This is a genomic window from Phycicoccus flavus, from assembly GCF_004025965.2.
Classification (GTDB): Bacteria; Actinomycetota; Actinomycetes; order Actinomycetales; family Dermatophilaceae; genus Phycicoccus; species Phycicoccus flavus.
In genome coordinates this window covers 17,142-29,388 of sequence record NZ_SAYU02000001.1, presented here as the reverse complement: position 1 = coordinate 29,388, position 12,247 = coordinate 17,142, and the positions used below count along the sequence as shown (strand labels likewise).

The 12,247-nt window shown below is 72.0% G+C and carries 8 protein-coding genes; 1 reads left to right on the top strand and 7 read right to left on the bottom strand.

The window, feature by feature from the left end; translation table 11 throughout:
- Position 1: 1 nt before the first annotated feature.
- From EPD83_RS00120 to EPD83_RS00090, 7 genes are all read right to left on the bottom strand, one after another.
- Positions 2-2,344 (bottom strand): glycosyl hydrolase family 95 catalytic domain-containing protein, encoded by a 2,343-nt coding sequence (locus EPD83_RS00120; protein ID WP_128365371.1) that lies wholly within the window; start codon positions 2,342-2,344, stop codon positions 2-4.
- On the bottom strand, positions 2,328-4,463 hold the full coding sequence (locus EPD83_RS00115; RefSeq protein WP_235950260.1) for a beta-galactosidase: 2,136 nt from the start codon (positions 4,461-4,463) through the stop codon (positions 2,328-2,330). Before EPD83_RS00115 ends, EPD83_RS00120 begins: the two co-directional genes overlap by 17 nt.
- 50 nt (positions 4,464-4,513) lie before the next feature.
- The gene (locus tag EPD83_RS00110; protein ID WP_128365372.1) at positions 4,514-5,530 is read right to left on the bottom strand and encodes a LacI family DNA-binding transcriptional regulator; all 1,017 of its coding nucleotides are present in this window, start codon (positions 5,528-5,530) and stop codon (positions 4,514-4,516) included.
- Positions 5,527-6,345: a carbohydrate ABC transporter permease gene (locus EPD83_RS00105; RefSeq protein WP_128365373.1), complete on the bottom strand. Its 819-nt coding sequence runs from the start codon at positions 6,343-6,345 to the stop codon at positions 5,527-5,529. Before EPD83_RS00105 ends, EPD83_RS00110 begins: the two co-directional genes overlap by 4 nt.
- Positions 6,345-7,292: a carbohydrate ABC transporter permease gene (locus tag EPD83_RS20510; protein ID WP_128365374.1), complete on the bottom strand. Its 948-nt coding sequence runs from the start codon at positions 7,290-7,292 to the stop codon at positions 6,345-6,347. Before EPD83_RS20510 ends, EPD83_RS00105 begins: the two co-directional genes overlap by 1 nt.
- 34 nt (positions 7,293-7,326) lie before the next feature.
- Positions 7,327-8,691, bottom strand: a complete 1,365-nt coding sequence (locus EPD83_RS00095) for an ABC transporter substrate-binding protein (RefSeq protein ID WP_128365375.1) — start codon at positions 8,689-8,691, stop codon at positions 7,327-7,329.
- A 233-nt stretch (positions 8,692-8,924) separates the two neighbouring features.
- Positions 8,925-9,938 carry a LacI family DNA-binding transcriptional regulator gene (locus tag EPD83_RS00090; RefSeq protein ID WP_128365376.1) on the bottom strand — a complete coding sequence of 338 codons (1,014 nt, stop codon included), beginning with the start codon at positions 9,936-9,938 and terminating at the stop codon, positions 8,925-8,927.
- 325 nt (positions 9,939-10,263) lie between these two features.
- On the opposite strand from EPD83_RS00090, the gene EPD83_RS00085 reads away from it, so the two are divergent.
- Positions 10,264-12,165 carry an RICIN domain-containing protein gene (locus EPD83_RS00085; RefSeq protein ID WP_128365377.1) on the top strand — a complete coding sequence of 634 codons (1,902 nt, stop codon included), beginning with the start codon at positions 10,264-10,266 and terminating at the stop codon, positions 12,163-12,165.
- Positions 12,166-12,247 lie beyond the last annotated feature (82 nt).

Below are 12,247 nucleotides of genomic sequence, written 5' to 3'. Positions count from 1 at the left end.
CTCACGGGCTGCTCCTCCGGCTCGCCGGACGCCCGTCGACGTCGAAGTCCTCGGCCCGCAGGACGGCCCCCTCGCTCCCGAGGTCGAGGGTCCGGGCCGCTCCGTCGTAGCGAACCCTCACCCGGGTGGGGCGCTCGGCCCGCAGGCGCACCTGCACCAGGCGGCCGCCCCGCCACTCCAGGTCGACCCGGACCCCGGGTCTCGCGGTGAGGCCGGACGCGCGGCCGTCGGCGAGCTCGGACGGGAGCGCGGGGAGCAGGTGGATGTCGTCGTGGCTCTGGACGAGCGCCTCGGCGAGGGCGGCGGGGAAGCCGAGGTTGGCGTCGATCTGGAACGGCGGGTGCGCGGCGAAGAGGTTCGGGTACAGCCCGCCCGCCTCGGGACCCTGGTCGGTGGGGACGTGACGGAAGAGCAGCCGGGCCAGGTCGGACACCTTGTCCCCACGGCCCAGCCGCGCCCAGAGGCACATCTTCCACACCAGCGACCACCCGGAGGAGTCGTCGCCGCGTCGCTCGAGCGTCGCGACCGCCGCCGCCAGACCTGCCTCGTCCCAGCCGCCCCACCCGGGGTAGACACCCCAGAGGTGGCTGACGTGCCGGTGCCCGGGCTCGACCTCCTCCCGCTCGCCGGCCCACTCCTGCAGCGTCCCGTCGGCGGCCACGGCCGGTTGTGGAGACAGCGTGACCGTCCGCGCCCGGCTCCGCACGGCGACGTCGTCGTCCTGGAGGCCGAGGCGCTCGGCGAGGTCGGCGACGACCCGGAAGAGGGCGTGGACGAGCTGCTGGTCCAGGGCCGTCGTCTCGTCGACCGCGACCACCGCGCCGTCCGGGCCGCGGTAGACGTTCTCGGGCGAGGTGGCCGGTGCGGTGACCCAGCGGCCGTCCCCGACCTCGTGGTGCCAGGCGAGGAGGAACTCGGCGGCGCCCCGAGCTAGCGGCCAGAGCCGCTGCGGGTGGCCCGCGCCGAACTCGACGGCCGACCAGAGCTGCACGACGAGCCACGGCGCGGCCATCGGCCAGGAGGACCAGCGCGCCTGTCCGTGGCCCTCCCCGACCGGGCTGCTGAAGAGCCACTGGTCGGTGTTGTGGTGGACGCACCAGCCCGGCGCGTCGTACAGCCTCCGGGCCGTCTCGCGACCGGCCACCGCGAGGGCCTCGACGAGCGCGAGGAGGGGCTCCGCGGTCTCCGACAGCGACGTCGGGTGGCAGGCCCAGTGGTTCATCTGGGCGTTGATGTTCAGCGTGTAGTTGCTGCTCCAGGGCGGGCGCATCTGCGCGTTCCAGATCCCCTGGAGGGTCGGGGGCAGGCCTCCCTCGCGGGCGGAGGCGACGAGCAGGTAGCGGCCGACGTCGTAGAGGAGCCCGGCCAGGCCCGGGTCGGCCGCCCACGGATGGGTCCCGGACGAGAACGCCGCCTCGAGGCGGCGCCCGAGGTCGCGGTCGGGCTCGACCGGCGAGGCGGTCTCGACCCGGCTCCGGCCGAAGAGCCGGCCGTGGTCCTGCGCCGCCTGCGCGAAGACCTCGTCCACCGGGAGCACGCAGGCATGCGCGACCCGCGCCCGGGCGCGCTCCACGGCGTCCTCGACCCTGCCGCCGCCGGTCCGGCCCAGGCCCGGGAAGGTGGTCTCGAGGGCGAGGACCACGAGCGACCCTCCGTCCGGGGCGGGGCGGGTGCGGGCGAGCACCACGCCCTCCAGCGCGGCGCCCGGCGTCGGGTCCCAGGTCGCCGCCGGGTAGTCCTGCTCGTGGACCGGCGGCACGTCCGAGGGCCACCGCACGAGCAGGACGCGCTCGTCGCCGGACTCTCGGCGGTCCACGACGGCGAGCGGGGTGTCCAGGGCCACCTCGACGGGACAGGTCGTCTCGACGGCGAGGACGCCGAGCGGCGCCGAGGCCACGACCCGCTGGCGCACCTCACCGGCACGCACCTCGTGCACCCCGGTGGCCAGGTCGAGGCTGCGCTCGTAGCCCCCGTCCGGGGCCGCCGCGCACCGCAGCACGCATTCGCCCATGGGGAGGAAGGCCTGCGAGTAGCGGCCCTGCATCCGAGCCAGATGCCCCTCGGCGTCGGCGGGCCGCCCGTCCGCGAGCGCCCTCCGGGCCCGGGCGAGGGCCGCGGCGGCGATGTCGGCCGGGACCGACGCCTGCCGCTCGCTCCCGGGGGAGCCGGACCAGCCGTGCTCGTGGTTCAGCCGCAGGCGTCCCTCGGGCACCCCGCCGTCGAGCATGGCACCGACCGACCCGTTGCCCAGGGGCAGGCACTCCAGCCAGGTCCGTGCCGGCCGGTCGAAGCGCAGGACCGCCGGGGGGGCGGGGTCCGGGGGGACGTCACCGACTGACGGCATGATCCCGGGGGACCTCCTGCGCCGGGGTGGCCTGCGCGAGAAGCACCCGCACCGACCACGGGGCCAGCCGGATCCGGGAACCCGGCGTGAGGGAGCCGTCACCGTCGCCCACCCCGACCGGCACGAGCACCTCGGCCTCGTCCCGGCTCCAGTTCGACACGAACCACAGCCGCCCGTGGGTGCTACGCCCGGAGGTGACGGTCACCGCCGGGTCGCGGGTCCAGTCGGCCGTGGCGGTCCGGGGCACGGCCCAGCGCAGGAGGTCGGCGGCCAGCGTCCGGTTCGGGACGGTCCCGACGTACGTCATCCGGCCGAGCCCGACCTCTCGGGTGGTGACGGCGGGACCCCCGGCGTAGATGCCGTCGGTGTAGCACACGAGCACCTCCGCCCCCTCGACGTGCAGGCCGTCGGCCCACGCGTCACCGGCGGCCCCGTCCCCGAGCGGGACCGTGCTGCTCGTGACCGCCGCCGGGCTGTCCAGGGTCGTGTACTCGTCGTACATGACGCCCGCGGCCGGCCCGATCCTGGCGGGTGCGACCTCGGGCCGCGCCCGGGCGAGCTCGTCGCCGTACCCGGTCCGGATGCCGACGACGAGGTGCCCGCCCGCCTCGGCGTACGCGACGAGCGCGTCCAGCTGCGCGTCGGAGGCGACGTAGAGCGACGGGACGACGAGGACCGGGTGCTGCCGGACGGCGTCCGCCGGGGTCAGCGCGGTGAGCTGCTCGACGTGGAGGACCCGCGCCTGCGCCCCCGCCTCGAAGGCGCCGCGGTAGAACGCGTCGAAGATCCGCAGGTAGGAGTCGCGGTCCGGTCCACCGTCGGCGTCGGCCAGGGGTGGGTAGAAGTCGAAGCTGCGCTTGGTGTCGGTGGAGTACACCAGCGTGACGTCGGCGTCTGGGACGAACCCCTCGAGCTGCGGGGACAGCTCGCGCAGCCGGTGCCCGAGCCGCGAGACCTCGCGGTAGATGCGTCCGGGGCGTCCGCTGTGCGGCAGGACCCCGCCCCAGTAGGTCTCGATGCCGACGTGCAGCGTCTGCCACTGCCAGTACTCGATCATCGCGGCGCCCCGGGCCACGAGGGCGAGGCCGGCGAGCTCGATCTGCCCCGGGTAGGGGATGTGGTTCTGCCAGTGCGACTGCCCGATCGACTGGGCGTTGGTCTCGGTGACGAGGAAGCGGTCCTGCTTCGAGGACCACATCCGGTCGGCCTGCTCGTAGAGGCCCCACACGCCGGAGGACCACCACATCTCCTCGCGGCGCACCTCCCGGGTGATGTCCAGGGCGTCCTGCATCTTGTAGTACGGGTTGCCCGCGGTGACGTCGAGGGCCTCGGTGAGGGACCGGTCGTCGACCGCCGGCCGCTCGTAGGAGATGCAGGTCGTGACGAACTGGTCCTCGCCGGCGTACTCGCGCACGATGTCGGCCTGCCAGGCGATGAACTCGTCGACGAGCAGGTGCTGGAAGCGCCGCCACTCCAGCTGGTACTGCGGCGAGTGGTTGCCGTCCGGGCGCCACAGCTCGTCCAGGTCGCGCAGGCGGTGCGACCAGTAGGTGAGGCCCCATCGCTCGTTGAGCGTCTCGACGTCCCCGTAGGTCGCGAGCAGGTGGTCGCGGAAGCGCTCGAAGAGGTGCTCGTTGTGCAGGAGGTGCAGTCCGGGCTCGTTGTCGACCTGGAACCCGATCACCGCCGGGTGCCCCGCGTAGCGGGCGACGACCTCGCGGACGACCCGCTCGGCGTACCAGCGGAAGGTCGGGTGGGTGATGTCGACCTCTTGGCGCGAGCCCCACGGGTGCGGGGTCCCGGTGGCGAGGTCGGCGGCGATCTCGGGGTGCATCGTGCTCAGCCAGGCCGGCACGGCGTACGTCGGCGTCCCGAGGACGACGCTCAGGCCGCGCTCGTAGGCGCCGTCGAGCACCGGGGCCAGCCAGTCCAGCGAGAACTCGCCGGGCGAGGGCTCCCAGGTGGACCACACCGACTCCCCGACCCGGATGACGGTGAACCCGGCCCCGACCATGAGGTCGAGGTCCTGGGCGAGGCTTCCGGTGCGGCGGTACTCGTCGTAGAAGGCGGCCCCGAACAGGATGCGGTGGTGGCGGTCGAGGTGCGATGGGCGGTTCACGGGAGATCTCCAGGCTCGGCGGACGGCGGTGTCGGTGCGGCGCTCACGGCTCACGGCAGGGGGGCGGTCGACCCCCGGTGGACGAGCCGGGCCGCGCGGTCGGGCAGCACCGGCGGGGGCGCCCCGTCGATGAGGGCGATGAGCGTGGCCACGGCGGCCCTCCCCTCGTCCTCGTAGGCGGGCAGGATCGTCGTGAGCCCCGGCGCGACGTACGCGGACTCCGGGATCGCGTCGAAGCCGACGACGCTGACGTCCTCCGGCACCCGGCAGCCCAGCTGCCGGAAGCCGTGCATGCAGCCGATGGCCATCGCGTCGTTCGCCGCGAAGACGGCGGTCACGCCCGCCTCCGCGAACCGCCGGGCCGCCACCTCGCCCGACTCCGGGCTCCAGTCCCCCTCGGTGACCGCCTCGACCGACGCGCCGGCCCTGTGCACCGCGGCGAGGAAGCCGTCGCGGCGCTGGCGGGCCGGCAGCCAGCCGAGCGGACCGGACAGCAGCCCGAACCGGCGGTGGCCGAGGTCGAGCAGGTGGCCCGCGGCGAGCGCCGCGTCGTGCTCGACGTGGCTCGTGCCGTCGAGGGCGGCCTCGGCGGGGTCGACGATGACGGGGATCTCCGAGGACCGGTGCTGCACGACCGCCCGGACGTCGTCGGTGAGGGTGACGGCGATGATCCCCGCCACCTGCTCCTCCTGGAAGGTGTCGAAGGCGGCCTCGACCGACGCCGCGCTCTCGCCGTCGACCCCGACGATGCTCAGCGAGTACCCCGCCTGGCGGGCCGCCGTCGTCGCACCCTGCAGCAGCCGGGCCGGGCCGTAGGCGAACATCTCGTGCACGAGGGCCCCGAGCCGGTAGGACTTGCGCGTCCGCAGCAGCTGCGCGGCGCGGTTCGGGCGGTACCCGAGCTCCCGGATCGCCGTCTCGACCCGGAGTCGGGTCTCCGGGCGGATGCCGTCGAAGCCCTTGAGGAGCCGGGAGACGGTCTGCGCGGACACACCGGCCAGGGCGGCCACGTCGTGCACGGTGGCCGGCTTCTCGCGCTCGACCGGAGCGTGGGGGACGGTCGTCACTTGCCACCCACTCCCATGAGGCCGCGGACCAGGGCCCGGCGGGCGAAGATGTAGAGCAGGAGGATCGGGATGACGGTGAGGAGGATGGCGGCCATGATGCCGGGGATGTTGAGGCTGTACTCCTGCCGGAAGATGCCCAGGCCGAGGGTGGCCACGCGCAGGTCGTCCGAGCGGGTCAGGGTGAGCGGCAGGAGGTAGTTGTTCCACGCCTGCAGCGCCGCGAAGATGACGATGGTCGCGATGCCCCCCTTGGACAGGGGCAGCACGAGACGCAGGAAGGAGCGCACCGGGCCGGCGCCGTCGAGGGCCATCGCCTCGTAGAGCTCGTTGCCGATCTCGCGCATCGACGAGGACAGGACCAACGTCGTCAGCGGGATGGTGAACGCCGCGGTCGGCAGGATGACGCCGATGAGCGTGTCGTACAGACCGACCTTGGTGATGAGGAAGTTCAGCGGGATCACGACCACCTGCGCCGGGATGGCGAGGCCGAAGAGCATCGACTGGAAGCTGACCCGGGTCCAGCGGCTCTGGCCGCGGACCAGGGCGAAGGCCAGCGGGGGCACGAGGACGACGACGATGAGGACGGTGCCGAGCGTGACGATTCCGGTGTTGAGCATGTACCGGCCGAAGCCGTTGTCGAACGCGTACCGGAAGTTCTCGAGCGTGAACTCGGTCGGCAGGCCGAGCGGGCCGTTCTCGGAGTACGTCGCCCGGCTCTCGAAGGCCGCCCGCACCATGATGTAGATGGGCAGCAGGATGATGAGCAGCCAGAGCCCGGCGAAGGCGCCGGCGAGGTAGTTCGGTCGCTGACGCATCAGATGCCCTCCTGCGTTCCGGCCATCTTGTCGTAGCCGGTGGCCTTGACCATGACCGCCGAGGTGGCGGTGGCGATGACGATGAGGATGGTGGCGACGGCGCTGCCGTAGCCGAAGTCGAGCGCGGCGATGCCCTGGTCGTACATGTAGTACGGCAGGTTCGAGGTGCCGCCGCTGGGTCCGCCCCGGGTGAGCAGCAGGATGATGTCGAACGAGGTGAAGGTGCCGACGACCATGATGAGCGTCGAGGTGACCATCGTGTTGCGCAGCATGGGGACGGTGATGCTCACGAACTGGCGCACCCGGCCGGCGCCGTCGATGGCGGCCGCCTGGTAGAGCACCTCGGGGATGTTCCGGGCCCCGGCCTGGTAGATCAGGGTGTGCAGCGGCGAGGAGCCCCAGAGGTAGATGAAGGCGATGACGCCCAGCGCCGTCGTGGAGTTGCCGAGCAGGTTGCTGAAGACGTTGTCGACCGGCAGGTTGAAGATCTCCCGCAGGGTGGCCGGGATGCCGAAGTTCGGGTCGACGAGCGAGGCGAACAGCACGGTGATGGCAGCCGTCGACATGAGCAGGGGGATGAAGTAGAGCGCGGCGACGACCGCGCGGTTGCGCTGGGGGCCGGCCGCCCAGACGCCGATGAGGAGAGAGATGGGGACCTGGGTGACCACCGCCAGGACGATGAGCGCGACGGTGACGTAGATCGCCTTGTGCAGTCCCTCGTCCGTGAGGAGACGGTCCCAGTTCTGCAGGCCGATCCACTCCGGCGGGAGCAGGGGGATGCCCTGGTAGGAGGTGAACGAGAGGTAGATGGCCACCGCCAGGGGCACGACGGAGAAGAAGGCGAAGAACAGGAGTGCGGGAAGCGACCAGACGAAGTTGGGGCGGCCGGCCGAGGGCCGGCCGCCCCGCTTCGTCCCGGCCCGCTCCGTGGTGCGGAGGCGGTGCATGGGGGACCTTTCGGTGGTGCGTGTCGAGCGACGGTTACTTCGACGAGGTGATCTGGACCATCTTCTTGATGAACCCGTCGGCGTCGATGGCGCCGTTGAAGAAGTCGGCCGCGGCGTCCTGCGAGGCCACCTGCTGCGAGGCCGGGACGGTCTGGTCCCAGGACAGCTGGAAGGTGGGGGCGTCGTTGACCAGGCCACTGACGAACGTCAGGTGGTCCTTGGTCGAGGCGTCGAGCTTCTTGCTGGAGTTGACGAACTGCGCGGCGTCGGTGGTCGGCGGGAGGTTGCCGAGCGCGAGCTCCGCCTTCTGGAAGTCCGGGCTGTAGAGCTCCTTGAGGAAGTCACGCACGGTGTCCGGGTAGCGAGTGTCGGCCGACACGTTGTAGTAGTTGCTGAGGTTGCCGACGATCTCGCCCTCCTGGCCGGCCCCGCCGGAGATGGTGGGGAACGTGGTCCAGCCGAGGTCCTTGGCGTCACCGACGGTGGCGTAGTGCCACGAGCCCATGAGCTCGTAGGCCGACTTCCCGGAGCGCAGCAGCGCCGCCGAGCCGTCGCCGCCGTAGCTGACCGACGCGAAGTTCTGGCCGAAGGCCCCGGCGTCGATGAGGCTCCTGATGTCGGCGAGCGCCTTCTTCGAGCCGTCGGACTCCCAGACCGAGGCGTCCCCGGCCAGGCCCTTGGCGACCTGGTCGTTGCCGATCTCGCGGGCGTAGACGTACTGGAACCAGATCTGCTGCGGCCACTTGTCCGCACCCGCCAGCCCGATCGGGATGACGTTCTGGCCCTTGAGGGTCTGGACCTGGCTCATGAGCTCGTCCCAGGTCGTCGCCGGCTTGAGGCCGGCCTTGTCGAGGACCTTCTTGTTGTAGTACATGAACTCGGGGGCGACCCCGCGCATCGGGATGCCGTAGGACTTCCCGTCGACGACCTCCTCGTCGAACACCGAGGGGACGAACATGCTCTTGAGCTTGGGGTCCTCCTTGATGAAGTCGTCCAGGGGCAGGAGGGCCTTCGCCTTGAGCAGCGGCGCGATGCCGGCCGCGCCCCAGCTCATGAAGATGTCCGGCGCGTTCGGCGTGCCGATCTGGGTGCGGACGGTGGTGTTGTACTCGGCTCCGGCGGTGGCGCCGGTGTCGATGACGACCTTGACGTCCGAGGTCTTGTTGAACCGGTCGGCCGCGGCCTTCTCGGCGGACGCCGCGGCGTCACCGAGGACCAGGACGTGGATCTCGTTCTCGGGACGGCTGTCGTTGGGGCGCCAGCCCGCAGGACCGGAGGCGGTGCTGCCCGAGCCCTCGTCGCTGGTGCCGCTGTCGCTGCTGCCGCACGCCGCCACGGTCCCCGCCAGGGCGATGCTCAGCCCCAGGGTCAGGACGCGCTGGGCACGTGTGTTCTTCATTGAACGCCTCTCCGCCGCAACGGTGCGGCTTCCTGCTGTGGGTGATGCTCCGAGAGTCGGAGGGTGGGGCTCCGAGTGGATGTTAACGATGACGTGATCGATAACATCGGGAACCGTACGTCGCCGGGGACGGTGCTTGTCAAGCCCTTCCCAAAAAATCGACACAGATTTTGGTATCGATAACATCACGGCAGCCCGCGGTGCGCCTGCCGCGGCCGCCGCGGGTGTGCCCGTCAGCCGTCACGCCGTGGGCCGCTGCTGGCGCGGACGACGAGGTCCGCCGTCACGACGGTGGCGGCCGGGAGTGCGGCGTCGGCGTCGGTGATCCGCGTCAGCACCGTCTCGAGGCACCGCCGCCCGACCTCGGTGAGGTCCTGACGGACGGTCGTCAGCGGCGGCCGGAAGAACGCCGCCTCCGGGATGTCGTCGAATCCCACGACGCTCACCTCGCCCGGGACGTCGCGGCCGCTCTCCGCGAGGGCCAGGAGGACGCCGAGGGCCATCTGGTCGTTGGCGGCGAACACCGCCGTGAGCTCCTCCATCCGGGCCAGGATCCGTCCGGCCTCGTACCCGGACGCCCCGTCCCACGTGCCGTGGAGCGTCGGCGGCGCCTCGACACCGGCGGCCTCCAGCGCGGACCGCCATCCGTCCTCGCGCGCGACGGCGTCGGGCCAGTCCCTCGGTCCGGCGACGTGCCAGACCGTCTCGTGACCGAGGTCCAACAGGTGACGGGTGGCCTGGCGGGCGCCGCCCTCGTTGTCGACGCCGACGAGCGGCAGCGGCGACGGGGCGCGGGACCCCTGGAGGAGCACCGTGGGAACCGCGTCGAGGAGCGGCGAGAGCAACTCGCCGTCGGCCTCCAGCGGCAGGACGGCGACGACCCCTGCGACCCCGAGCGACAGGAGCCGCTCGCACGCAGCACGAACGGCGCCCGGCGACGTGCTGGCGAGGTTGACGACGACGACCTCGTAGCCGGCGTCGGCCGCTGCGGCCTCGACCCCGTACAACGCCGCCGACGGGCCGAAGAAGGAGGTGCGCGAGGACAGGACGCCGATGAGCCGCGACCCACCGCGCAGCGAGCGCGCCGCGTGGTTGGGGCGGTACCCCAGCTCGGTCATCGCCGAGGTGACGAGGGACCGGGTCCGGTCACTGACGTTGGGGTGCTCGTTGAGGACGCGCGAGACGGTCTGCGCCGACACCCCGGCCACCTTCGCGACGTCGTGGATCGAAGGGGTCCGTCGGCGCATGGACGTAGCCTGCCCTACCACCGTGCGGGGGCCTGCGCCCCCGTGGCCCGACCCGGGCATCACCCGACGTCCATCACGCGCCGTCCTGTCTTGTGATCGATATCAGAGTTGGGTCCGCATGGGCACGTGCGGGCGTCCGTGACCGCAGGGCCGACCGGCACCCGCACGCCGGGCCGGATCGTCAAGAACCGCTGATGGGACGGTAAAGGGACAGCAAGGATCTCTCGCCCCCCTTGACGCGGCACCGCTCCGCCGCGCACTGTTGTTATCGATCACAACACATCCCGTCGGACACGATGTCCGGCCGCACCCCGAGGAGCCGGCAATGTCGCCGACCAGTCCCCCACGCCGCGTCACCCGTGCGCTCGTCGCCACGACCACCGGACTGCTGGCCCTCGGGCTCGCGGGCCCGCTGGCCCCCGCCCGGGCCTACACCCCGACCCCCGGCGTCATGTACACCCTCCCGAGCGACACCCCCTGCCTCAAGGGCCGGGGCAACTGTGCCGTGTACCCCAAGGCCGCGCAGCTGCCGAACGGCCGCCTCGTCGCGGGCTTCGAGCTCTCCACCGTCCAGGCCTCCGGGTCGGCCGTCGGCCAGACCATCCCGATCTACGTCAGCGACGACACCGGGGACTCGTGGAAGCACCTCACCGACGTCAAGCCCCCGGCCGAGATGTCCGACGACCCCGCGGTCGCCAAGTACACGAGCAACTGGACCAACCCGTACTTCTACGTCATGCCCGAGACCGTGGGCGACCTCAAGAAGAACACGCTCCTCATGGCCTCGGTCGTCTCCGGCGACGACGAGTACTACCTCGAGCGGAAGAAGGCCGACCCCACGTGGACGCCGGACAACGACGGTGACCGCAAGGACGTCGCCATCGCGCTCTACGCGAGCATCGACAACGGCAACCACTGGCGCTTCGTGAACATCGTCACCGAGGGCGGATGGCAGGGCGGCAGCGCCGGCGCGCCCGGGCGCAACGTCGCCACCGCGAACACCCACCGCCAGCTGGACCCGGTCTGGGAGCCCTATCTCATGGTCTACCGCGGCCGTCTCGTCGCCTACTACTCCGACGAGAACGAGTACAGCGGCTACGACCGGGCCACCGGACGACCGACGCCCTCCCCGGTCAACGACACCGCGGCGGACCCGAACACCCAGATCCTCGCCCACCGCACGTGGGACGGCACCGGGCGGTGGAGCGCACCGGTGCTCGACGTCTCCGGGTCCTCCTTCGAGCAGGGCGGGCAGCAGTACATCGGCGGCGGACGTCCCGGCATGACCAACGTCGTCCAGACGGCCGACGGCCGCTGGATGATGACCTTCGAGTACTGGGGTCTGCCCTGGTGGCAGGCGAACAACCGGTTCAAGCTCGCCGACAGCCCGCTGGAGTTCTTCCGCGACGGCGACCCCGACGGCCTGCCGGTCAGCGACATCGACGACGCCGTCCAGGAACCGCTGAAGCACGCCGCGGGCTCCCGGGGCCTCGCCTGGGGCGGCAACCCCGTCCTCGTCCGGCTGCCCGACGGCCGGATCGTCTACAACGCCGGCGGCGACCCCGACCTGTGGCTCAACCCCACCGGTGACATGGACGACCCCTGGACCCAGATGCACACCGACGTCCCGGGCGGCTACAGCCGGAACATCACCTACGAGCGCAAGAGTGGCCGCCTGCTGCTCCTGCAGGCCGGGTGGGGCGGGGCCGACGCCAACTCCGTCGTCCGCTTCGGGCACGTCGACGTCGGCCACTCCACGGCCAGGTACACCCAGGTCACCAACCGCGCCACCGGCCAGGTCATCGGCACCGGCGGGAACTGGACCGACGCCCAGTTCGGCAACGCGTGGACGCCCGACGTCCGCCTCGAGAAGCCGGGCGCCACGGACGTCCCCGACACGCAGTACTGGTCGGTGGTCACGAAGGACGACGGCAACGTCACACTCCTCAACAGGGCGGGCGGCCGCGCCGCCGCCATCTGGGGCGACACCCCCAGCGAGGGCGTGCGGATCGCGTCCTGGGCCGACAACGTCGAGAAGGGCCTGTGGACCGTCGTGCGCACCGACGGCGGCTACGTCCAGCTCCGCTCCGCCGGCGACCCGAGCCTCTACGTCACGGCCGACGCCGACCACCGGTTCCTGACGCTGGAGAAGGAGCGCACCGACGGCTCCCAGGAGTGGCTGCTCGGCAACGGGGTCGCACCTCGGCCGGGTGCCTCCGGCCGCTGACCCGACCACCGGCTCCCGGCCGCCCACCCCTGCCGGCCGGGAGCCGGACCATCCCTTGGCAGCACCACCGTTCGAAGGAGAA

What these genes read in the sequence shown, in the direction of transcription:
- EPD83_RS00095 (WP_128365375.1), bottom strand. Translation starts at nt 8,691, where the DNA reads ATGAAGAACACACGTGCCCAGCGCGTCCTGACCCTGGGGCTGAGCATC.
- EPD83_RS00090 (WP_128365376.1), bottom strand. Translation starts at nt 9,938, where the DNA reads ATGCGCCGACGGACCCCTTCGATCCACGACGTCGCGAAGGTGGCCGGG.
- EPD83_RS00120 (WP_128365371.1), bottom strand. Translation starts at nt 2,344, where the DNA reads ATGCCGTCAGTCGGTGACGTCCCCCCGGACCCCGCCCCCCCGGCGGTC.
- EPD83_RS20510 (WP_128365374.1), bottom strand. Translation starts at nt 7,292, where the DNA reads ATGCACCGCCTCCGCACCACGGAGCGGGCCGGGACGAAGCGGGGCGGC.
- EPD83_RS00085 (WP_128365377.1), top strand. Translation starts at nt 10,264, where the DNA reads ATGTCGCCGACCAGTCCCCCACGCCGCGTCACCCGTGCGCTCGTCGCC.
- EPD83_RS00105 (WP_128365373.1), bottom strand. Translation starts at nt 6,345, where the DNA reads ATGCGTCAGCGACCGAACTACCTCGCCGGCGCCTTCGCCGGGCTCTGG.